This window comes from Streptomyces sp. NPDC002742 (assembly GCF_042888885.1).
In the GTDB taxonomy this organism is placed as follows: Bacteria; Actinomycetota; Actinomycetes; order Streptomycetales; family Streptomycetaceae; genus Streptomyces.
In genome coordinates this window covers 21,962-43,484 of the sequence record NZ_JBIAQF010000041.1, presented here as the reverse complement: position 1 = coordinate 43,484, position 21,523 = coordinate 21,962, and the positions used below count along the sequence as shown (strand labels likewise).

Below are 21,523 nucleotides of genomic sequence, written 5' to 3'. Positions count from 1 at the left end.
CCTGGATCCAGGACCGCGCCCGAGTCCGAGCCGGGATCTCGCGCAGGCCGCCACCACGTTCAGGCGCGAGACCGCTCTCGGCCCCGAGCGTGTCCGGACGTTTCGCGTCCCCGCCGGCCTTGACCAAGGACGTCTCCGAGCACGGGATTCCTGCCGCCGCCGCTGCTTGAGCCAGACTGCTCCAGCCGCGAACGCGCGAACGCGCTCAGGCCGTGACCGCCGCGCGGACGCACAGGACGTCCGGCAGATGCGAGGCGAGCTGCCGCCAGCTGTCGCCGTCGTCCGCCGACGCGTACACCTCGCCGTTGCGATTGCCGAAGTACACGCCCGCCGGGTCCGCGCCGTCGGTGCACAGGGCGTCGCGCAGCACCGTGCCGTAGTGGTCCTCGGAGGGCAGTCCGGCCGTCAGCGGCTCCCAGTTCACGCCGGCGTCCTCGGTACGGAACACGCGGCACCTCCGGTCGGCGGGGACCCGGTCCGAATCCGCGTTGATGGGGAAGACGTACGCGGTGTCGCCGCGGTGCGGATGCGTGGCCGCCGCGAACCCGAACGTGGACGGCAGGCCCGCGCCGATGTCGGTCCACCGTCCGCCCGCGTCGTCGCTGCGGTACACCCCCCAGTGGTTCTGGAGATAGAGCCGGTCCGGGTTCGCCCCGTCGCGAGCGACCTTGTGCACGCACTGCCCGAACTCCGGGTTCGGATCGGGCAGGAACACCGCGGAGACACCGGAGTTGGCCGGCTCCCAGCTCGCGCCCCCGTCGGCGGTGCGGAAGACGCCGGCCGTGGAGACGGCGACCGTCACGGCCCGCGGGTCGCGCTCGTCGGTGAGAATGGTGTGCAGCCCCTCACCGCCTCCGCCGGGGACCCACTTCGAGCGGGTGGGGTGCTCCCACAGGGGACGCACGAGTTCGAAGGACTCGCCCCGGTCCTCGGAGCGGTACAACGCGGCAGGCTCCGTCCCCGCGTACACCACGTCCGGTTCGGCGGCCGCCGGGTGCAGCTGCCACACCCTCTCCAGTGAGGCGCCCGTATCCTTGGGGAACTTGACGGCCGGCCGCGCCGGTTCGGTCCACGTCAGGCCCAGATCGTCGGAGTGGAACACGGACGGGCCCCAGTGCGCGCTGTCCCCGCCGACCAGCAGCCGCGGCCGCTCGCCCCGGGAGTCGATCGCGACCGAGTACACGGCCTGCGCGTTGAAGTACGGATTCTCGTCGAACTCCCAGGCGCCGCCGCGCCGTCGCCCGATGAAGAGACCCTTGCGGGTGCCCACGGTGAGCAGTACTTCGGCCATGGTGGCCACCTCCGCGACGTCGTTGTCTGCGATACGGGCCAGTCTGCACCCCGGCACCGACAGTCACCTCCCGGCCTCGCGTTTTCGCAGCTCGGACGGTTCGCGTCGGCGGGCGGGGACGGGTGCGGCGCTGGTCGGGGTGCAAGTCGCCGGGCCGCCGCGCGCCCCCGGCTCCCGCTGCGGACGAGCCGACGGGCACGCGGCGTGAGCATCACGCGGAGCGGGCGCGTAAGGGAGGGAGATGTGGCGTGTCCGTGCGGTGGTGAGGAGGATGCCCTTGATGGCGGCATTCCGTGGTCCGGGGGTCTGGCTGTGGCGGTGGCGGCGCAACCCGCTCCGGCGGCGGAGCGATGTCCTGGAGGCCTGGATCATGCTCGCGGCCTGGGCACTCACCGTGCTCCTCGGCGCGGTCACGGGCCTGGCGACCGGCCGCGCCGTGGAACACGGTCTCGCCCAGCAGCGCGCGGAGTGGCACGCTGTCCCCGCTCACCTGACCGAGGACGCGCCGGAGGCGAGCGGGACGGACCCCGCCGGTCGCGTCGTGTTGACGAAGGTCCGCTGGACGGCGCCGGACGGCACCCCCCGCTCCGGCCGGGTACGGGTCTACGCGGGCACCTCGGCGGACACCCCGGTCCTGGTGTGGACCGACCCCGGCGGGCGCCTCGTCACCCGACCCGTCACCGTCGCCGTGGCCCGGCTGCGGGCCTGTCTGATCGGCATCTTCGCGGGCGTGGGCGTGGCGGGTGTCCCCTTCATCGCCGGGCGCCTTCTTCGCGGTCGCCTGGAACGGCGGCGCATGGAGCGGTGGGACGAGGAGTGGGAGCGGATCGGACCGCTGTGGGGCCGGATGACGAGCTGAGCGGGCCGTTTCAGGGCGCTCGCCCGGGGTGCCGAAGCGAGGGCCCGCGTGGCGGCCGTGCGGCGCCCCGGCTTCGCTACGCGGCCTCCAGGGCCGCACGGCAGTCCCGCAGGAGCAGTTCGTCGTCGAGGACGTCGTGGCTGCCGTGGCCGCCGGAGCGTGCCCGGTGTCGCCGGGGCGAGGCCAGTTCCGCACGGACCAGGTCGTGGACGGGTGCGCCCGCGCCGCCCATCCTCACGAGGCACGCGGTGATGGTCCCCCGGGCGTACGGGTTCTGCCGCCAGGCGGCGCGGAACACCGGCAGAACGGGTACCGGATCGCCGGCTATGTCCCACAGGGCGCAGGCGGCGGCCGTCCGCTCCCACACCTCGGCGGAGTCCGTCAGGACCCGCAGCCCGGGGAGGGCGGGCGCGGCCGCCGCCCCCATCCGGCCGAGGGCCTCGGCCGCCGTCCGGGGACCGCCGGTGTCCCGCTCCGGGGCCAGCGCCCGGAGCAGCGGCGGAAGGACCACCTCCGCGTCCCCCTCCACGGACCAGAGCGCGTCGGCCGCCGCCACGGCGTTCTCGCCGGCCAGCAGTTCCCGCAGCGCCGGTATCGCCTCACGCGCTGGTGTCCCGAACGCGCCGAGCGTCCTGGCCAGCGCCTTCACCAGAGCGTCCCGGAGCCGCAGTCCGCGCGGCGTACCGTGCAGCAGCCGCAGCACCTCCGGCACGGCGGAGGCGTACCTGAGGGTGCCGAGGCCGAAGAGCAGGGGCGCGGCCCGCCCGTAGGTCTCCGGGGCGTCGAGGGGGACCTCGGCCAGCCGCTCACGCAGCAGCGGCGCCAGGGGAGCGGCCGCCGGGCCCAGATACCCGATCGTGTACCCGGTTTCGTTCGGCACCACCGGGTGGCGCAGCACCTCCGCGAGGGCCGGTACAGCCCGCGCGTCCCCGCATCTGGCCAGGGCCTTCAGAGGGCGTTCCAGCATCGCCTTCCCGTGCCCCCAGGAGTCCGGTCCCGACTCCACGAGGGCGGCGAGCCGGTCGGCCGCCGGAGCCGCCAAGGTGAAGAGGAACTCCAGGACGGACTCCGCGGCACAGCGCAACCGCTCCTCGTCCGAGCCGAGTTGCTCACCGATCAGCGCGACCGGCTCCTCGTACGCGGCACGCCATTCACGGAACAGCCCCGCCGACATCCACACGGCGTTGCACCGGTCGGCCGTGTCCTGGCTGCTCAACTGTCCCTTGAGCAGGGCGATCCGGTCCGCGGTGCGGGCACCCAGCGCCGTGTGGAGCGTCCGGAGCAACTGGGCGCCCTCCTCGTCCGCGGTCCGCATGCGGCGCAGACTGCCGATGAGCGTGTCGGAGGAGGTCCGGACGGGCTCGCCGGACGGCCGGATCCGCCGCGACCTGGTGCGCAGCAGTGCCACGACCGTGGGCACGAGGTCGGCGGGGAGCCGGTCGGGGGCACACCAGGCGAGCTGTCCGAGCGCCGCGAGCCGTAGCCCAGGGTCGTTCGAGGCGGCGCACAGCGACTCCAGACGGTCCACCGCCGGCGCCGCGGAACCGGCGTACAGCCGGGCGAGGAGCCCGAGGCTCTCGACCAGCGCGAGCCGGACACCGTCCTCCTGCTCGTCCCGCAGCCGCTCCGTCAACAGGGCCAGCACGCGCGGCGGCTCGCCGTGGAAGCGTACGAGCGCCGACGGCGCGGCGCGGCGCACCTGCGGGTCCCCGTCCGCGACGAGGTCCAGGAAGACCGCCGCACCCGCCCGGACCGCCGTGCGCGCCATCGTGTGGTTGTCGTCCTCGGGGTCCTGCGCGTGCCGGCCGCGTGCGACCTCGACCTGGCCGTCCTCGAAACCGTCGTCGTCGCCCGATCCTCCGATGCTGGCGAGCAACTCCACGATCTCGCCCCGGTCGGGGAGTCCCGCATGTGCGGCGAGCGTGAAAAGGAAGGGGATGGACGCAAGCGTCGAGTCGTACACATCGCCCTGGTGGTGCACTGCCCCGTACATCCCGTCGAGCGCGGTCTCCCGCTCCTGGGGGAGCGGCGAGGCGAGTCCCCGCAGCAGATCCGGCACGTCCGCGGCGCTTCCGTAGGCATGGTCCATCGAGGCCCAGTCGACCTCGTCGATCCCCCTGAACACGGTGTCCTCCCCAGGCGTACGGCCATTGATCGTGAGTGTGCACCACAGCACTGACAGTGATGCCCGGGAACCCTCACGTCGATGGCGTCAACCCGGCCAACCACGCGGCGAACGGCCGCTTTACGACGGTCGGCCGGGGCGGCGCGCCGCCGAGACGGCCCGGACGGGGGAGGAAAGAGCCGTGGGACGACGGCGCCGCCGGGCACCCGGCCGGGTGCCCGGCGGCGCCGTGACCGCCGTGACCGCTGTGTACGGCGCGGACCTAGGGGCGCGGCGCGGTGGACGCGGGCTGAGCGGGCTGTGCCGCCGGCGCCGCCAGGGGCGGTACGGGGGGTCGCGGATCCGGGTGCGCGGCGCGCCGGGAGGCGAACCGGGGCAGGGTCGGCGGGGCGAGGAAGCCCTCCGCGCGGGCCGCGGCGATGCCGATACGGGGGAGGTCGGCGCTCTTCTCGAAGAGGAGGTAGCGGGGTTCCCAGACCGGCCGGTACTTGGCGTTGGCCCGGTAGAGGGATTCGAGCTGCCACCAGCGCGACAGGAACGTCAGCACCGAGCACCACAGGCGCAGCACAGGTCCCGCGCCCAGCCGGGTGCCGCGTTCGAAGACGGACCGGAACATCGCGAAGTTCAGGGACACCCGCTCGACGCCGACCTCCTCGGCGCCCAGCAGCAGCTCGATCACCATGAACTCCATGAGCCCGTTCTCGGAGTCCCGGTCGCGGCGCATCAGGTCCAGCGACAGCCCACGTTCGCCCCACGGCACGAAGCTCAGTACGGCCCGGGGTTCCCCTTCGCTGTCATGGCACTCCAGCATCACGCACCGTCCGTCGGCCGGGTCTCCCAGCCGCCCGAGCGCCATCGAGAAACCACGTTCGGTCTCACCGTCGCGCCACTGGTCCGCCTTGTCCGTCAGGGCGGCCATCTCGGCGTCGGGAATGTCCTCGTGGCGTCGGACCCGGACCGTGTAACCGGCGCGGCGGACGCGGTTGTGCGCCTGCCGGACGCCCCGCATGGCCCGTCCCTCCAGGGTGAAGTCGGACCGGTCCACGATGGCCTCGTCGCCGAGCTCCAGGGCGTCCAGACCGTGCCGGGCGTAGACGGTCCCGGCCTCCTCGCTCGCGCCCATCACCGCGGGCGTCCACGCGTGGCGCCGTGCCTCCCGCAGCCATGCCTCGATCGCGCCGGGCCAGGCCTCCGGGTCGCCGATCGGGTCGCCGGAGGCGAGTGTCACACCGCCGCCGACGCCGTACGCGATCGCCGCCTTGCCGCTCGGGGACCAGATGACCGCCTTGTCGCGACGCAGCGCGAAGTAGCCGAGCGAGTCGCGTTCGCCGTGCCGGGCCAGCAGGGCTCGCAGCCGCGTCTCGTCCTCCTCGCCGAGGAGTTCGAGGCCGCGCGGGGAGCGGAAGCACGCGTAGAGCACCAGCAGGAAGGTGGCGGCCATCAGGGCGTTGATCAGGATGTCCACCCAGCGGGGTGCGACGACCGTGTCGAAGCGGTCGGCGAGCGGGCCGACGCTGATGCCGCGCAGCAGGGTGTACGCGATCCGGTCGCTCAGTGGCGTTCCCGTCACGCGGTTGGTGGCGCTGACGAGCAGGGTGCCGAGGGTGGCGCTGACCAGCAGACCGCTGGCGCCGACGGCCAGCGCGAGCCGGGGATTCGAGCGGTCGCCGACGGCGTGGAACTCCTTGCGCCCCAGCAGGAGGGCGGCGACGAAGAGAGCGGTGAGCAGGGCCGAGACCCAGTTGAAGACGTGCCGTTGGTAGCGGTCCTGGGTCAGCGCCACGGTGTAGAGGGCGAGGAGTGGCCCGGCCAGCAGCAGGTTGAAGATCCACGCGGCCCGTTTGCGGCGCCGCATCACCAGCGCGAGGAACAGGGCCAGCGCCGCCGAGATCAGTCCGGCGGTGGCGAGATACGGGGTGAAGAACTCGCCCCCGTTGTGCTCGTGCACCTCTTCGCGGAACGGCAGCGAGATCACGGCGACGATGTTCAGTATGGCGAGCAGTCGCAGGTACCAGACGGTGAGGGCGGCCGCGCGTGGCCGGATTCCGACGCCTGCTTGTCCGGCCCGAGCCCCCCGGCGCGAGCTCGCGTTCCGCTGTTCCGGGATGAGCGCTGACTGTTGTACGGACACCGTGGAGCATCACCTTGGGGAGAGGCCGGGAAAAACCGGTGGGGACAGAGGCCGGAACACTAAATCTTGTAGGGAAGAGTGGGGTTATGGCCAGGCAGAGTCGGTGTGAAGAGGTAAGGAGGTGTTGAGAATACGGTCCGCCGTCCGCGTCGCACCTGCCTGTCGGTCCGCTCCGTCCGCGTCACACCCGCCTGCCGGGCGGACGGTCCTCGGTGCGCCCGCCCGCCTGTGACGCCCGCCCGGGGAGTGTCGGCTTCGCGCCGCCTGGGCGCTGAGCCCGGCTGTGGACGTGCGGCCGCGCCGACCGGCCGCGGCTCGGACCCCGCGGCGGCCGAGCCGGATTCTGTCAGGGGTGAGCCGGATTTCTCAACGGCACCGGCCCCGGATTCGTCAACGGCGGCCGGAGGCTCCCCGGTCGTGACCCGGGTTCCCGAAATGTCTGCCCGGACGCGGCTCCCCGCTGTCCCCGAGCGGGCGGTCGCGTGTGGTCGCCATCCACAGGAGGTCTCCCAGTGCGGCGCCCGCCGCGACCAGGGCGGTGATCACCCCGGCCATGGTCACCGCGTCGCCGAGGTGCGGGCGCCCGTGCAGGGCGTGCAGGTCGAACCCGCACAGGTGGTACACGCCCAGCGCGGCGATCCCGAGGCTCGGCACGAGCAGTGCCAGCACGGACGCCGGCCGGCGTGCCGTGCGCCCGGCGTCACGTTCCTTCACAGGCTCCCCCTGACATGAGACGCTCACCGCCGGGACCCTACGGCACGTAGGGTCGCCCTGTCCTGGCCGTGCTCCACGCGTGTTCCACCCGTGCTCCACGCGTGTTCCACCCGTGTCCCGCCGGGTACCCCGGGCGATGCCCGGCACACGGGGCCGGGAAGTCCGGGCTCCCCGTGATCCGGATCACGGGGGCGCGGCCGACCGGGCACCCGGCCGATTTCCGTACCCACCCATGACGCCAGGACCCCGGATGCGAGGATGAGGGCCCTCATGACTGCTGGGTGGTGCACTCGCACGCTGCGAGCCGCGATGTTCGCGGCCGTCTGTGTGGTGCTCGCCGCCCTCGGCCACGTGATGATGTCCGGCTCTCCGGTGGCCTGGTGGACGTTGGCCGGAGCGGGGGCGGGTACTGCCGGAGCGGGCTGGTGCCTGGCCGGCCGTGAGCGTGGACTTCCGCTCGTCGTGTCCGCCGTGGTGCTCGCCCAGGGCGTGCTCCATACGGCGTTCTCGGTCGCTCAGTCGCTCACGCCCACCGCGGATGCCGGCAAGGGCCCGGGTTCCGGACCGGGGCGAACCGTCATGGACGCCATGGGTGCCATGGGTGACATGCGCGGCATGCCGATGGGCGGCGTGGAGCACGGGCACGCCCATGGCTTCTTTCCCATGGGTTCTGCCCACACAGCTTCCGTGGACATGGGCGCTGGCATGGGCGCTGGCACGGGCTCCCCGGACATGGGCTTCGCGACCATGGACTCGATGGGCGCCATGGCTATGGGGCATACCGGTTTCGGCACCCTGGCACATCTGTTCACCGGGGGACGCGAGGCGGGCTCACCCTCCTCGTCCGGCATGCTCGCCGCCCATGTGCTCGCGGCGCTGCTGTGCGGCCTCTGGCTCGCGTACGGCGAGCGGGCCGTGTTCCGCACGCTGCGGGCGCTGGCCGGCCGGCTGACCGCCCCTCTGCGGCTGCTGCTCGCCCTGCCGACGCCGCCGCACCGGCCGAGGGTCCGGGCGCGCCGGGGCTCCCAGGACCGTGCTCCGCGCCGCCTCCTTCTCGTTCACGTGATCACTTCCCGGGGTCCGCCGGTGGGGACCGCTGTCGCCTGAGACAGCCGGCTCCCCGAGGCGCCTCCCGCGCTTCGGGCATCGGCCGTACCTCCCGTACGGCCGTACCCCCGCCACCGGACCCGTGCGCCCTCGCCCGGTCCGGATCACGGATGACCCGAGAAGGACACCTGGTGATCACTCCTGCCCTGCCTGTTTCACGCCACGGAAGCGAGAAGCGGAACGACGGCGACCGAGCGGTGTCGGCCGACGAGTCGACGACCGCCTGGGCCCTGGCCGCCCGCGCCGGTGACCCGGCAGCCGTCGAACGTTTCGTCCGCGCGCTGCACCGCGACGTCGTGCGCTATGTCGCCCACCTGTCCGCCGATCCACAGGCCGCCGACGACCTCGCCCAGGACACGTTCCTGCGGGCCCTCGGCAGTCTCCACCGGTTCGAGGGGCGCTCCTCGGCGCGGGCCTGGCTGCTGTCCATCGCCCGCCGCGCGGTGATCGACAGCCTGCGGCACGCCGCCGCCCGGCCACGGTCGAACGACGCCCCGGACTGGCGGACCGCGGTGGAACGGGCGCAGCCGCGCGGACTGCCCGGCTTCGACGACGGCATCGCGCTGCTGGACCTGCTGGCAGCTCTCCCCGACGACCGGCGCGAGGCGTTCGTCCTCACCCAGATGATGGGTCTGCCCTACGCGGAGGCCGCCCTGGTCAGCGACTGCCCCGTCGGAACGGTCCGCTCCCGCGTCGCGCGGGCCCGCGCGACCCTGATCACGCTGCTCGCAGAGGCCGAGTCCGAGGTGACGGCCGTACGGGCCGCGCCGGCCGCCGCCTGACCGCGCGGGTCGGGGTCCACTGGTTCCGGGCGACCCCGACCCGCGGCATCTCGAACAGACCCGAACCTGAGGGGAGTTCACGGGGAGCTGGCAGGGAGCTCGAAGAAGAAGCGGCTCCGGCTCCCGGCACGGGGGGCGAGGATCCGCCTCGACGACCCGCTGCGGGGCCCCACTCGCTGTGGGCCCCCACCGCAGCCGGAGCCCCCCTTCGGCACCCCCCCCGCAGGTCCGATGCCTACACGGACCGGTGGTACTGCTCCGGTACACGCACCTCGGCACCGAGTTCGCGCGCCGCGAGCCGGGCGAAGGACGGGTTGCGCAGCAACTCGCGGCCCAGCAGCACCGCGTCGGCCTCCCCGTTGGCGATGATCTTCTCGGCCTGCTCGGCCTCGGTTATGAGACCGACGGCGGCGACGGCCAGCGAGGTCTCCCTCTTCACCCGTGCGGCGAACGGGACTTGATAGCCCGGCCCGACGGGAACGCGTACGCCCGAGGCGTTCCCGCCCGTGGAGACATCGAGCAGGTCCACACCGTGCTCGTGCAGTTCGGCGGCGAAGCGGACGGTGTCGTCCGCGTTCCAGCCCGCGTCCTCCAGCCAGTCGGTGGCCGAGACGCGGAAGAAGAGCGGTTTGTCGTCCGGCCAGATCTCCCGCACGGCGTCGACGACTTCGAGGGCGAACCGGGTGCGGTTCTCGTACGAGCCGCCGTACGCGTCGGTGCGGTGGTTGGAGTGCGGGGAGAGGAACTCGTTGATGAGATATCCGTGGGCGCCGTGGATCTCGACGATCTCGAACCCGGCGGCCAGCGCGCGGCGGGCCGCGTCCGCGAACTGGCCCACGATCTCCTGGATTCCGGCGACCGTCAGCTCGTCGGGAACCGGATGCCCCTCGGCGAACGGCAGCGCGCTCGGGGCGAGCGCCTGCCAGCCGTACGCGTCCGGACCGACGGGCGCGCCGCCCTTCCAGGGACGGTCGGTCGACGACTTGCGCCCACCGTGCCCGAGCTGGACGGCCGGCACCGTGCCCTGCGCCGCGAGGAAGCGTGTGATGCGGCGGAAGGCCTCGACCTGGGTGTCGTTCCACATGCCCAGGTCGTACGGGGAGATCCGGCCCTCGGGGGAGACCGCGGTCGCCTCGACGATGACCAGCCCGGCTCCGCCGGTGGCGCGGGCAGCGTAGTGGGCGAAGTGCCAGTCGTGCGGGGCGCCCGCCGAGGGACCGTCGGGCGCGGCCGAGTACTGGCACATCGGGGGCATCCACACCCGGTTGGGGATGGTGACTTCGCGCAGGACGCAGGGCTCGAAGAGCGCGCTCACGGCCGACTCCATTCGTCGCGGGACCGGTGTACGCCTCGTACGATAAGCATCGTAGTACGGTGAGTGTCAAACTACGACGGGTCTCGTACAATGACGGCGTCGGGTGAAGCCCCGGACGATGTCGAAGGCGCCCGGACGAAGACCGGGATCCCCGGACGAAGTGGAGCCGCCGTGACGACCGCCGCCACCTCCAGTGGCCGTGATCTGCCGCATCCCGCGCGCGAGGAGATCCGGCTGGAGTCGGTCCTGCACGCGCTGTCCGACCCGATGCGGCTCCAGATCGTGCGCGAGCTCGCCGCCGACGGCCGTGAACTCTCCTGCTCGGACTTCGTTCTGCCGGTCACCAAGTCCACGACCACGCACCACTTCCGGGTACTCCGCGAGAGTGGCGTCATCCGCCAGGTCTACCGCGGCACGGCGAAGCTGAACGGACTGCGCACGGACGACCTCGACGCACTGTTCCCCGGACTCCTCGACCGTGTCCTGGAGGCCGCCGCCCGACAGGCCGGGCGCCCGGCGTCGTGACAGGTCACGCCGACCGCCGGTGACGCTTCCGGGCGGCTGGGGCGAAGGGCTGGGCAAAAAAGATGGGCAAAGGAGAATCTCCATCCCTTGCCACTCTCAACTTATAGCGCACCGGGGGGCTTGCGGCAAGGCCCCGGTCGTACCGCAGAATCACTGGCCGAGGCCAGAACCTGCGGAAATGGGAGATTCACGAAGTGCGTGTGCTTGTGTCGATCAATGGGGCGTGCGGCGACGGCGTACCGGTGGTGGGAATCCCGCCGAGGCCGCGGGTGCCCGGCGGCGACGTCCGGGTGGGCGCGCAAGCGGCTTTCGCGGGCGCGACCCCGGATCGGAGCCGGTGACTTGAACCCCTTGAGCACCAGCGCGTTCCGTCTCCTTGGCCACCTTTCCCCCAAGGCCGACCCGGCACTGATCGCCGCCGACGAGCGGCACTTCGCGGCCGTCGCGGAGAGCCTGGAGCAGGCGATCGACGAACTGTCCGACCGTCTCGACGCCGAGCGCAGGGCGCCAGGCGGCATCGGCCGCGAGGCGATGGAACGGGACATCGAGATCCACCGGCTGACCGGTCGGCTGCGCGCCCTGCGCCGCTTCGGACTCGACCTGTGCCTCGGACACATCGTCGGCGCGGACACCTCCGAGCCCCTGTACATCGGGCGCCTCGGCCTCACCGACAGCGACGGCCGCCGGCTGCTCGTCGACTGGCGCTCTCCCGCGGCCGAGCCGTTCTTCGCCGCGACCCACGCCAATCCGATGGGTCTGGCGAGCCGCCGCAGGTATCGCTGGACCGGTGGCCGCGTCAGCGACTACTGGGACGAGGTGTTCACCGCCGACGGGCTGGAACGGCACGCCGCGCTCGACGACCAGTCCGCCTTCATCGCCAGCCTGGGCGGCACCCGGTCCGCCCGCATGCGGGACGTGCTCGCGACCATCCAGTCCGACCAGGACGCCGTCATCCGGGCGGGATCCCGCGGCGCCCTCGTCGTCGACGGCGGTCCGGGTACGGGCAAGACGGTCGTCGCCCTGCACCGCTCCGCCTACCTCCTCTACTCCGACCCCCGCCTCGGCCACCGACGGGGCGGCGTGCTGTTCGTCGGTCCGCACCAGCCCTATCTGGCCTACGTCGCCGATGTCCTGCCCAGCCTCGGAGAGGAGGGCGTACAGACCTGCACCCTGCGGGACCTGGTCGCCGAGGGCGCCGGAGCGGTGGTCGAGCCGGACCCGGAGGTGGCCCGGCTGAAGTCGTCAGCGGACATGGTGCAAGCGATCGAGAAAGCCGTCAGGTTCTACGAGGAGCCGCCCACCGAGGCGATGACCGTGACGACCCCCTGGGCCGAGGTCAGGCTGAGCCCCGAGGACTGGGCCGAGGCGTTCGAAGCGGCCGGCCCCGGTACGCCGCACAACGAGGCGCGCGAGCTGATCTGGGAGGAACTGCTCACGATCCTGCTGGACAGGCACGACGACGACGTCCCGCCCGAACTGTTCCGGCGGGCGATGTCGCACGACCGGGAGCTGACGGGGACCCTCGACCGCGCCTGGCCGCTGCTCGAAGCGACCGACCTGGTCGAAGACCTGTGGTCCGTTCCCGCCTACCTGCGGATGTGCGCCCCCTGGCTCGGCCCCGAGGACGTACGGAAGTTGCGGCGCGAGGGCACCCCCCAGGCCTGGACGGTGTCCGACCTGCCGCTCCTGGACGCCGCGCGGCAACGGCTCGGCGACCCTGAGGCGGCCCGGCGCAAGCGCCGGCACGAGGCCGTTCTCGCCGCCCAGCGCGAGAGCATGGAGCAGGTCGTCGGCAACCTGATCGAGGCCGCAGCCGACTCCGGCGCCGACGGTGACGACGGCGAAGGCCTGGTGAGGATGCTGCGTGGCCAGGACGCCAAGGTCAGCCTGATCGACGAGTCCGAGCTTCCCACCGTCGAACCGGACCTGCTCGCCGGTCCGTTCGCGCACGTCGTCGTCGACGAGGCCCAGGAACTGACCGACGCGGAGTGGCAGATGCTGCTGCTGCGCTGTCCGTCCCGGAGCTTCACGATCGTCGGGGACCGTGCCCAGGCCAGACACGGTTTCGCCGAGTCCTGGCGGGAGCGGCTCGGGCGGATCGGGCTCGACCGGATCGAGGTGACCTCCCTGACCATCAACTACCGGACGCCGGAAGAGGTCATGGCCGAGGCCGAGTCCGTCATCCGGGCCGCCGTCCCGGACGCCAACGTGCCGACCTCCGTCCGCAGCGCCGGCGTCCCCGTCGTCCACGGATCCGTCGCGGATCTGGAGTCGATCCTCGACACATGGCTCCTGACGCACGCCGAGGGCGTCGCCTGCGTCATCGGCGATCCCACGTTCCGCGCGACGTCCCGTGTCCGGTCGCTGACCCCGGAGTTGTCGAAGGGTCTCGAGTTCGACCTGGTCGTCCTCATCGACCCGCACGAGTTCGGTGAGGGCGTGCAAGGCGCCGTCGACCGCTATGTCGCGATGACCCGGGCGACCCAGCGACTCGTCGTCCTCACGAGCTGACGCATGATCAGTGGGTCTCGCTGCAGCGATGGTTGCCCCATTGCCCCATTGCCCCATTGCCCCGTTGCCCGTTGGCGGTCTGCCCGTTGGCGGTCTGCCGGGACGGGCAGTCGGCAGACCGCCAACGGGCAGACCGCCAACGGGGAGGGCAGTCGGCGGACCGGCGGACGATCGTCGGATCCGCTCGCGTGCGAGGGCCTACGCGCCGGCCGGGGCGCCCTCGGGCTCAGTACGCCCGGTCTCCGCCGAACCCGCCCTGCCGGGAAGGTGGTTGAAGAGCAGGTTCAGTACGATCGCCGTCAGGCACCCCGCACTGATCCCGCTGTTCATCACCGTCTGGAACCAGTCGGGGAACTTCTCGTAGACTGTTGGCACTCCGACCGGCAGCATGCCGATCGCGACCGAAACGGCCACCACCGTCAGGTTGTTGTTGCCCTTGAAATCCACCTCGGTGAGGGTGCGAAGACCGCTCGCGGCCACGGTCCCGAACATCACCAGGCCCGCGCCGCCGAGCACGGGCGCGGGTATCGCCGCGACCACGGCACCCAGCTTCGGCAGCAGACCGAGCACGACGAGAACGCCGCCCGCGGCGGCGACCACCCAGCGGCTGCGCACTCGGGTCATGCCGACGAGCCCCACGTTCTGTGCGAACGCCGTGTAGGGGAAGGTGTTGAAGACGCCGCCCAGGACCGTGGACAGACCGTCCGCGCGCAGTCCGTCCGCGAGGGTCCGCGGCTCGATCGGCCGACCGGTCATCTCGCCGACCGCGATGAAGTCACCGGTCGTCTCGGTCATGGTCACCAGTGCCACCACCAGCATCGAGACGATCGCGGAGGCGTGGAACGAGGGCGCGCCGAAGTGGAACGGTGTGCTGATCCCGACCCAGTCGGCGTCCCCGACGCCGCCGAAGTCCGTGAACCCGAAGGGCATCGCGACCGCGAGGCCCACGGCGATTCCGACGAGGACCGCGACGCGCCTGAGGAAGGCCGGCGCGAACCGCTGTACGCCGAGCACCACGGCCAGTACGAAGCCGGCGAGCGCCAGGTTCCTCGGCTCCCCGAAGTCCTTCGAACCGACGCCTCCCGCGGCCCAGTTGCCCGCCACCGGCAGCAGCGAGACACCGATGATCAGGATGACCGTGCCCGTGACCAGCGGCGGGAAGAAGCGCAGCAGCCTTCCGAAGACCGGGGCGAGCAGGACGATCGCGAGGCCCGCGACGATCACCGACCCGTAGATCGCGGGCAGTCCGCCGCCCGTCGTGCCGATGAGCACCATGGGCGAGACGGCGGCGAAGGTGCACCCCTGCATGATCGGCAGCCGCGCCCCGAAGCGCCAGAAGCCCACGCACTGGATCAGCGTGGCGATTCCGCACACGAGCAGATCCGCGGTGATCAGGTACGCCAGGTCGGCGGGCGACAGCTTCATCGCGCCGCCCACGATCAGCGGAACGGCCACCGCGCCCGCGTACATCGCGAGCACGTGCTGAAGACCGAAGGCGGCCAGTTGGCGTACGGGTGGAACCTCGTCGACGGGATGCGCGGGAGCGGTGGTTGCCATGAGCACTCCAGGAGCGGCGGGGAGAGGGGCGGTGGAGAGCGGAACGTCCGCACGGCATGAGGACGCCCGGACAGCACGAGACCGTAGGGGACTTAAACAGTTTGTTGATGTCCGGCCTGTTGCCGATGTGTGTCATGCCCACGGAAGTGCCGCGGACCCGCCACGAGCCCGCGCCGCGCCGCCTGGCCGCCCCACCAGGACTTCGCCAGGACCTCGTCCGGGCCTTGTCAGGACCTCGCCGTCCGTGCCGCGGCCCACAGCGCGTCCCAGTCGGGCAGCTTGACGACGCCTCGGCCCAGCCTTTCTCCGAGCTCCGCCTCGGCCCGCTCGATCGCCTGCCACCCGGCCCATTCGACCGGCCGCACCCCCTCGGCGCGCAGCGCCGTGAGCGGATCGTCGGCCACCTCTCGTCGTACGAGCGCGGGGGCGTCCTCCAGCAGGGAGGTCACCGTCTCCTTGGCGCACGGACGGTTGGTCCCGATGACCCCGGTGGGGCCGCGCTTGATCCAGCCCGCCACGTACTCGCCAGGTGCGACCGCGCCGTCCCGCAGGACCCGTCCCGCCTGTTGTGGCACGGTGCCACGGTCGGGGTCGAACGGCAGCCCCTCCAGAGGTACTCCGCGATAGCCGACCGAGCGCAGCACCAACTGGGCCTCGATCTCCTCGAATCGGCCGGTTCCCGTCACCCCGCCCGTTCCGTTCGGCGCCGTCCGCTCGAAACGCACCGCGCCCACCCGCCCGCCGTCGGCGAGGAGTTCGACGGGGCGCAGGAAGAAGCGCGGGCGGATGAGACGTGGGCGGCCCACTGGCGCGGCCGCCGCCCAGCCCCGCAGGACCTCCACGTTGCGGCGCTGTGCGGCGGGCAGCCCCGAGGGGTCGAGGTAGGCCGGATCGAGCGCCAGCTCCGTCTCGTCCACGCCGATTTCGGCCTGCGGCAGGGCGCCCAGCTCGCGCAGTTCCTTGGTGGTGAAGCGGGCCTGAGACGGTCCGCGCCGTCCGACCATGCTGATCTCGGCGACCTCGCTCGCGGCCAGCGCGCCGAGCGCCGCCTGCGGCATGTCGGTGGGGCTCAGCTCGGGCGCGCCGCGGGCCAGGATCCGGGTGACGTCGACGGCGACGTTTCCGATGCCGATGACCACGGCCGAGCGGACGCCGGCCACGAAGTCGTCGGCCGCGGAGTCGGGGTGCGCGCTGTACCAGGACACGAACTCGGTCGCCGACCAGCTGCCGGGCAGGTCCTCGCCGGGCACGCCGAGATGCCGGTCGGTGGCGGCGCCGACGCAGTACACGACCGCGTGGTACAGCTCCAGCAGCCGCGACACCGGCACTCCGCCCGGTCCCACCTGGACGCCGCCCAGGAAGCGCACCCGCTCGTCCTCCAGGACGGTCCGCAGATTGTTCTGGAGGGACTTGATCTTCTCGTGGTCGGGTGCCACGCCGTAGCGCACCAGGCCGTAAGGGCAGGGCAACCGGTCCAGGACGTCGACACGGACGTCGGGCGGGCCGCTCCGCTGGACAAGACTCTGTGCGCTGTAGACCCCACTGGGTCCCGAGCCGACCACGGCTACACGCAGCACTGCGGGACTCCTTACCCGAGGGATCAGGGAGATCGCTGACAGGACATCGCCGGCGCTTCCAGGATCGCACCAGCGGTGCTCCGCTGACAGGGTGCGGTGCGTGATGTGTGCGCGCGTGTCCGTTCGTATGGAGTGTGATGATGCGGTTACGTTCCGCATGTGCTAGATGCATCGTTTCTCAATCTGTCCGACCGCTGCCGTGCGGACGGCGACGTGTCCGTGTGGCCCGCCTGGGAAGTGCGGGAGTCCGGGACGGCGGCCACGTCCTGGTTCAACGTCCGGCTGGCTTTCACGGACGGCGCCCGGGTCGACCTGCTGGCCGTGCTGTCGCAGGCGGCTCTGTCGATCGAGGACGTACGGGCCGAGCCGCCCCTCTCGCTGGACGACCTCGCGGTTGTCGCCGAGTGGATCGAGGAACCGTTGTTCGAGGCGTGCGGGAGCCACCTCGGCGGCGGCCGCGGGCAGGACCGTGATGGTCAGGCGCGGCGCGCCCGGCCGGCCTGGCCGCGCGGTGCCGAGGGCCTTCTGCTGGTCGCGGAGGCGTACCGGGCGGCCCAGGAGGACGGGGCGGATCCGGTGCTCGCCGTCATGGGGGCCACAGGCCACAGCCGTCGCGAGTCCCTGAGACTGATCGCCGGGGCGCGCGACGCCGGGTTCCTGACACCTCGCCATGCTCGCCGTTGACCGTGGCGGAGTGCTCGTACCCTGTCGCGTGAGTTCAACGTCCAGGCGTGGCCGACTGGTTGGACCGGCCGTCCGCCGGCTCCGGGCCGGTCGCGAAGAAGCGGGACAGATCCGTCTCGCGGGTGCCGCCGGACGCCTCGGTGCCCGGGGGTACCCCCATCTCCCAGTCCAGCCGGTAGCGCTTGAACAGTTCGGCCCGCAGCACCGGAACGCTCATCGGTACCCCCGGCACCAGCGCCGCGTACACCGCGCCCATGAGCAGGGCGCGCAGCATCGGGTAGTCGGCGGTGACCTGCTGCGATCCGTAGCGTGCGACGGTTTCCCCGAGCAGCTCCGAGAGCCGCACCTGCTCGGGACACCGGACGAACCCCTCGGCCTGGAGCAGTCCGGCCATGTGCTGCCGCATCAGCACCGGCTGATCCTGGGTGAGGCCGAGGACCGCGTCGATGGCCCGCGCCATCCGCTCCCGGCCGTCCTCGCTGCGTGGCTCGCGTTCGAGGGCTTCCTCCAGCGTGCGGTGCATCAGCCGGTGCACCGCGGACTGCAGGAGCTGCCGTTTGCCGGGGAAGTAGTACGACACCAGTCCGCGCGCCGATCCCGCGCGATCCGCGATGTCCGCGAGCGTCGTGGCGTCGTAGCCGCGCTCGCTCACCAGTTCCACCGAGGCCTGCAACAGCCGTTCCCGGGAACGCCGCCGCAACTCTTCATTGACCGAGGCGCTTCGCGGGGACATGCTGGAACTCCTGCGTTGACTGGCTGTCAGCCAACTATACTCAACGCGTCCGGGCACAGACCCTTCGCGGGTCGGTTCCGGGCTGCCGCCGACCTGGGGCGACGCGGGGGATCGCCTCAGGTCGGACGCGCGGCAGTCGGCGTCGGGAGCGTGTCGTTCGATCGGGGGTCGTCCTCGGGCTTCACGAACCGGCGTTCCGGCTCACGCCCACCTGGCCGCGAGCCGGGCGCTGGTGCTTCGCGAGGTAGGCGCGTCGCCAACTCGTGACGGTGTACCAGCCGACGGACAGGCTCAACAGCACGTTGCCGACGAGGGTTTCCCTGTCGTCGCTGTGAGCCGTGTTGTGGAGAGCGGCCGCTGTGACGTACGTGAGAAGGGCGGCGAGGAGGATCCAGAACGCTGTCTTCATTGCGGACCTCGGGAGTGTGTGACGGGGGCGCCAACGTAGCCGCGGATCCCGTATTGCGAGGCATTTGGTGTTTGTTGGCCAAAATTTGACCATGGCGGCCCACTTCAGAGCAAAAGCCAACCCCTCTGTATCGGGATGCCCTACAGCAGGCGGCCCGGAAGGGGCGAACGGCTACTTCTGAGCCGAGCGGATGTCCGTACGCTTCCGGGTGTGCCGGGACGCCGGAGGCGATCGCCCGCGGCCATCGCTCGCCGACGCCCCGAGTCCTCCTTAGAGTGGCCTGGAGCCCCGAGGAGGCGTACGGACATGGAGCAAGAGCAGATCCTGGCCAGGATCACGTCGATGGTCGACGACGAGCGGCGGCTGCGCGACGCGCTGGCGGCCGGGCAGATCGACGGCGCCACGGAGCACGCGCGGCTCGGGCAACTGGAGCGCGAACTCGACCAGTGCTGGGACCTGCTGCGACAGCGGCGCGCGAAGTCCGAGTTCGGCGAGAACCCGGACGAGGCGCAGGTGCGTCCGTCCTCGCAGGTCGAGGGCTACCAGGGCTGAGGTCCGCACTCCCGGCGGTCAGTCCGCCAGGTCGAGTACCGGCCGCAGTCCGTCGGGGCGGTCCGCCACCGGCAAATGGTCCACGAAGTGCACGGCGCACCCCAGGGCCGCCGCGCCGCCGTCCGCCCTTCGGTCGTCGCCGACCATCAGGGTGTCTTCCGGGCGGACGCCGAGTTCGGCGCAGGCGATCGCGAAGAGCCGCGGATCCGGTTTCTGGATGCCGTGTTCGTACGACAGGACGTACGTGCCGACATACGGGTCCAGACCGTACTCGCGGAAGACGGACCGCGGGTCCCAGCCGATATTGCTGACCACGCCGACAGCGAGCCCCCTCCCGCGCAGCGCGCCGAGCACCTCGGCGGCGTCCGGATAGGGCTTCCAGGCGGCGGGCGTCATATGGCGGTCGTAGAGCGCGTCGTGCAGACCGGGATCGGGCAGCGACACCTGCCGCGAGAGACCCGTGAACGCGGCCCTGTGCTGCTCGGCACTCCGGTCGCGGGCCTCCCACGGGTCGGCGAGACGCGCCGGCACCGGCAGCGCCGGCCGGGCACCGCCCGGGAGCGCGCCCACCGCCTCCAGAGCCCGCGCCTTCTCGGTCAGCTCCGGCTCCGGGAGCGTGTGGCCGGTCTCCGCGAGCACCGCGCGCAGCCATGATTCCGCGGCCTCGACGCGGAAAAGGGTCCCGGAGAAGTCGAAGAGCACACTCTTGACGGTCATGAGGGGAATCCTTCGTGGCGCACCGCTCTCCGGTCAAGGCGACCCCGCCCGTCCGCTCTGTCCCCAGAGAGGCCGACCCGCGTCACGGCACCGAGCCGTCCGCAGCCGCGATCGCAGGTCCCCGCCCCTCCCCGCCGAAGTCCCGCCTGGGCGCGGGTGCCCCGGCCCCGGCGGAGGCGCCCGGAGACCCGGCACGGGCGAACGGGCCGGTGGCCCGGGAGCGTTGGGTGCTAGCCCAGTGCCCGCAACCCTGGTACGAACGCCACGAGGACCGGTACCACGGGCACCAGTGCTGCCGCCGCCGTCAGTTGTAGCCGACGGCCGGTCGTGAGCCGGTCCCGGGGAGTGAGGAGTCGGTCGACGCGCTGCGGGACGTGCCCGCCCGGGGTCGGGCAGGGTCCGAACACGCCCCGGTCCTCGTTGAGTTCGACCAGCGCGAGAGCGATCGTGAGCCGGCCGAAGCGACTCGACGCCACGTCGTCGGCGGCGAGTTCGACCAGCCGGTGCATCTCGTCGCGGAACGCGGCGAACACGGGTACCTGCGGAAACCCGTTGGCCAGCGCGGCCGAACAGTGCAGCAGCCAGTCGTGGCGGGCCCGCGCATGCCCCTGCTCATGAGCGAGTACGGCATCCAGTTGGCGCCCCTTGAGGCGGCGCAACGCGGCGGTGGTGATGACCAGTCGGGGAGCGGCGCCGGGCAGCCACCAGGCGTCGGGGCGCTCCCCCTCCAGGACGACGAGACGATCGGCTCCGGGCTCCTCGCCGGGCAACAGCGGCGCGCGCACCAGGAGTTCGGACCGGCTCTGCCGACGGCGCAGCCGTGCCCGCATGATCTCGCGCGCCAGCATCGCCGCGGTCCAGGCGCCACCGCAGGCGAGTACCACGGCCGTGCCGGCGGCCCACGGGCTTCCGGCGCTCAGGGCGTAGGCGTCCACGACCGATGCCGGTGCGCCGTCGAAGACATGGCCACGGACGGCCACCCAGGCGGCGGACGCGCTGAGTGTCATCGACAGGACGCAGCACAGCAGGACGGCCGCCACCACGCATTGCCACACCCACAGCGCGACCACCGGCTCCCGGTCCGGCCAGTCCGCCCGCGCGAGCAGTCGCGGAGCGACCACGGAGGCCAGGGCGCCGAGCAGCAACAGTGCCGCGGGGACCATCATGGCCCGAAGCCTATGAGCGGGGCTCGCCGCTGGATACGGGCAACGACCCCAAGTGACGTACGCCACGGTTTCGCGGCGCGCCGGGGTCCCCTTCCCGACGCCCCCGGCATCGGAGCACGACCGGGTTTCCGGGGCGCGGCTTCGACGCCCGTACGTCAGAGCGTGACCAGCATCGCCAGCATCGCGATTCCCATCGACAGGCGGCAGGCCTGGGAGAGTTCGGGGCGGTCGCCCCAGCCCACGGTGCGTTCGGCCGCTCCCGACGCGACGGCCAGGGGCAGGAGGCGCAGGCCCGAGCGGAGTACGTAGCCGGCGAAGTAGAGGAGGAGCGCTCCGGTGATGACGGGGACACCCGTGCCGCCATGGAGGTGGTGGGCCGGGGCGGCGGTCATCACCGCCGCCATGTAGACCATCGCGAAGGTCCCCATCAGGTGGTGCAGATGGTGTGGGCTGCCGCGGGCCGCCCCGAGCGCGCGCAGCGCGGTGGCGCCGAAAACGACCGCGCAGGCGATCCAGGCCCAGCGCGGCGGGGTCACCACGGCCGCCGGTACGGCCATCGCGGCCATGCCGAACCCCATGATCGCCTCGCCGCCCGCGGTGCGGCGCTGTTCCGCTACCGGGCTGCGCATCCGCAGCAGGCAGTAGGCCCCGGTCGCCGCGCACAGCGCGACGAGCAGCCAGCCGGGTGAAGCCGGTCCGTGCACCGCGTACCTCCCCGCTCGACGATGTAGGACACGCGATGCGGGACACACGCTGCCGGGCAAGAGG

19 protein-coding genes are annotated in these 21,523 nt (G+C 72.2%); 7 read left to right on the top strand and 12 right to left on the bottom strand.

The genetic code is table 11. The annotated features are described in order from the left end of the window. Positions 1-205 precede the first annotated feature (205 nt). Positions 206-1,348, bottom strand: coding sequence for an exo-alpha-sialidase (locus tag ACFYW8_RS41185; protein WP_365874093.1), 1,143 nt, complete (start codon positions 1,346-1,348; stop codon positions 206-208). A 223-nt stretch (positions 1,349-1,571) separates the two neighbouring features. Here ACFYW8_RS41185 and ACFYW8_RS41180 point away from each other — a divergent pair, with 223 nt between their 5' ends. After that, positions 1,572-2,150 carry a hypothetical protein gene (locus ACFYW8_RS41180; protein ID WP_389091475.1) on the top strand — a complete coding sequence of 193 codons (579 nt, stop codon included), beginning with the start codon at positions 1,572-1,574 and terminating at the stop codon, positions 2,148-2,150. Positions 2,151-2,226: 76 nt separating this feature from the next. Here the strand turns inward: ACFYW8_RS41180 and ACFYW8_RS41175 are convergent, their stop codons facing one another. The 3 genes from ACFYW8_RS41175 to ACFYW8_RS41165 all read right to left on the bottom strand — a co-directional run bounded on the left by ACFYW8_RS41175 (position 2,227) and on the right by ACFYW8_RS41165 (position 7,120). After that, positions 2,227-4,275 carry a HEAT repeat domain-containing protein gene (locus ACFYW8_RS41175; protein ID WP_389091472.1) on the bottom strand — a complete coding sequence of 683 codons (2,049 nt, stop codon included), beginning with the start codon at positions 4,273-4,275 and terminating at the stop codon, positions 2,227-2,229. Between the two features lie 262 nt (positions 4,276-4,537). After that, the gene (locus ACFYW8_RS41170; RefSeq protein WP_389091467.1) at positions 4,538-6,406 is read right to left on the bottom strand and encodes a phosphatidylglycerol lysyltransferase domain-containing protein; all 1,869 of its coding nucleotides are present in this window, start codon (positions 6,404-6,406) and stop codon (positions 4,538-4,540) included. Positions 6,407-6,796: 390 nt separating this feature from the next. Next, the gene (locus ACFYW8_RS41165; protein WP_365874085.1) at positions 6,797-7,120 is read right to left on the bottom strand and encodes a hypothetical protein; all 324 of its coding nucleotides are present in this window, start codon (positions 7,118-7,120) and stop codon (positions 6,797-6,799) included. Between the two features lie 270 nt (positions 7,121-7,390). On the opposite strand from ACFYW8_RS41165, the gene ACFYW8_RS41160 reads away from it, so the two are divergent. After that, positions 7,391-8,227 (top strand): hypothetical protein, encoded by an 837-nt coding sequence (locus ACFYW8_RS41160; protein ID WP_389091460.1) that lies wholly within the window; start codon positions 7,391-7,393, stop codon positions 8,225-8,227. A gap of 131 nt (positions 8,228-8,358) precedes the next feature. Then, positions 8,359-9,009, top strand: a complete 651-nt coding sequence (locus tag ACFYW8_RS41155; RefSeq protein WP_389091456.1) for a sigma-70 family RNA polymerase sigma factor — start codon at positions 8,359-8,361, stop codon at positions 9,007-9,009. 235 nt (positions 9,010-9,244) lie between these two features. Here the strand turns inward: ACFYW8_RS41155 and ACFYW8_RS41150 are convergent, their stop codons facing one another. Next, entirely contained in the window at positions 9,245-10,324 is a 1,080-nt protein-coding gene (locus ACFYW8_RS41150) for an NADH:flavin oxidoreductase/NADH oxidase (RefSeq protein ID WP_365874079.1), read from the bottom strand. 171 nt (positions 10,325-10,495) lie between these two features. On the opposite strand from ACFYW8_RS41150, the gene ACFYW8_RS41145 reads away from it, so the two are divergent. Both ACFYW8_RS41145 and helR read left to right on the top strand, forming a co-directional pair. After that, positions 10,496-10,849, top strand: a complete 354-nt coding sequence (locus tag ACFYW8_RS41145; protein ID WP_389091450.1) for an ArsR/SmtB family transcription factor — start codon at positions 10,496-10,498, stop codon at positions 10,847-10,849. A gap of 342 nt (positions 10,850-11,191) precedes the next feature. Next, positions 11,192-13,360, top strand: a complete 2,169-nt coding sequence (gene helR, locus ACFYW8_RS41140; RefSeq protein ID WP_389091446.1) for an RNA polymerase recycling motor ATPase HelR — start codon at positions 11,192-11,194, stop codon at positions 13,358-13,360. 198 nt (positions 13,361-13,558) lie between these two features. On the opposite strand, the gene ACFYW8_RS41135 is transcribed toward helR, so the two are convergent. Then, positions 13,559-14,917: a nucleobase:cation symporter-2 family protein gene (locus ACFYW8_RS41135; protein ID WP_389091443.1), complete on the bottom strand. Its 1,359-nt coding sequence runs from the start codon at positions 14,915-14,917 to the stop codon at positions 13,559-13,561. A 227-nt stretch (positions 14,918-15,144) separates the two neighbouring features. Then, positions 15,145-16,494, bottom strand: coding sequence for an FAD-dependent oxidoreductase (locus ACFYW8_RS41130; protein WP_389091439.1), 1,350 nt, complete (start codon positions 16,492-16,494; stop codon positions 15,145-15,147). A gap of 213 nt (positions 16,495-16,707) precedes the next feature. Here ACFYW8_RS41130 and ACFYW8_RS41125 point away from each other — a divergent pair, with 213 nt between their 5' ends. Next, positions 16,708-17,178 (top strand): DUF6214 family protein, encoded by a 471-nt coding sequence (locus ACFYW8_RS41125; RefSeq protein ID WP_389091547.1) that lies wholly within the window; start codon positions 16,708-16,710, stop codon positions 17,176-17,178. 34 nt (positions 17,179-17,212) lie between these two features. Here ACFYW8_RS41125 and ACFYW8_RS41120 read toward each other — a convergent pair whose 3' ends face one another. Both ACFYW8_RS41120 and ACFYW8_RS41115 read right to left on the bottom strand, forming a co-directional pair. Then, complete coding sequence (locus tag ACFYW8_RS41120; protein WP_389091436.1) at positions 17,213-17,911, bottom strand: TetR/AcrR family transcriptional regulator; 699 nt, start codon at positions 17,909-17,911, stop codon at positions 17,213-17,215. A 181-nt stretch (positions 17,912-18,092) separates the two neighbouring features. Continuing rightward, positions 18,093-18,320 carry a hypothetical protein gene (locus tag ACFYW8_RS41115; protein ID WP_365874067.1) on the bottom strand — a complete coding sequence of 76 codons (228 nt, stop codon included), beginning with the start codon at positions 18,318-18,320 and terminating at the stop codon, positions 18,093-18,095. Between the two features lie 306 nt (positions 18,321-18,626). Here ACFYW8_RS41115 and ACFYW8_RS41110 point away from each other — a divergent pair, with 306 nt between their 5' ends. Then, on the top strand, positions 18,627-18,872 hold the full coding sequence (locus ACFYW8_RS41110) for a DUF2630 family protein (protein WP_365874065.1): 246 nt from the start codon (positions 18,627-18,629) through the stop codon (positions 18,870-18,872). An 18-nt stretch (positions 18,873-18,890) separates the two neighbouring features. Here the strand turns inward: ACFYW8_RS41110 and ACFYW8_RS41105 are convergent, their stop codons facing one another. The 3 genes from ACFYW8_RS41105 to ACFYW8_RS41095 form a co-directional block, all read right to left on the bottom strand. Then, positions 18,891-19,589 carry an HAD-IA family hydrolase gene (locus ACFYW8_RS41105; RefSeq protein WP_365874063.1) on the bottom strand — a complete coding sequence of 233 codons (699 nt, stop codon included), beginning with the start codon at positions 19,587-19,589 and terminating at the stop codon, positions 18,891-18,893. Positions 19,590-19,819: 230 nt separating this feature from the next. Continuing rightward, entirely contained in the window at positions 19,820-20,755 is a 936-nt protein-coding gene (locus ACFYW8_RS41100) for a M56 family metallopeptidase (protein WP_389091424.1), read from the bottom strand. A 155-nt stretch (positions 20,756-20,910) separates the two neighbouring features. After that, positions 20,911-21,459 (bottom strand): DUF5134 domain-containing protein, encoded by a 549-nt coding sequence (locus tag ACFYW8_RS41095; protein WP_389091422.1) that lies wholly within the window; start codon positions 21,457-21,459, stop codon positions 20,911-20,913. Positions 21,460-21,523: the final 64 nt, after the last annotated feature.

Coding starts and splice junctions, on each gene's coding strand:
- ACFYW8_RS41180 (WP_389091475.1), top strand. CDS start 1,572: ATGGCGGCATTCCGTGGTCCGGGGGTCTGGCTGTGGCGGTGGCGGCGC.
- ACFYW8_RS41160 (WP_389091460.1), top strand. CDS start 7,391: ATGACTGCTGGGTGGTGCACTCGCACGCTGCGAGCCGCGATGTTCGCG.
- ACFYW8_RS41135 (WP_389091443.1), bottom strand. CDS start 14,917: ATGGCAACCACCGCTCCCGCGCATCCCGTCGACGAGGTTCCACCCGTA.
- ACFYW8_RS41120 (WP_389091436.1), bottom strand. CDS start 17,911: ATGTCCCCGCGAAGCGCCTCGGTCAATGAAGAGTTGCGGCGGCGTTCC.
- ACFYW8_RS41115 (WP_365874067.1), bottom strand. CDS start 18,320: ATGAAGACAGCGTTCTGGATCCTCCTCGCCGCCCTTCTCACGTACGTC.
- ACFYW8_RS41110 (WP_365874065.1), top strand. CDS start 18,627: ATGGAGCAAGAGCAGATCCTGGCCAGGATCACGTCGATGGTCGACGAC.
- ACFYW8_RS41105 (WP_365874063.1), bottom strand. CDS start 19,589: ATGACCGTCAAGAGTGTGCTCTTCGACTTCTCCGGGACCCTTTTCCGC.
- ACFYW8_RS41100 (WP_389091424.1), bottom strand. CDS start 20,755: ATGATGGTCCCCGCGGCACTGTTGCTGCTCGGCGCCCTGGCCTCCGTG.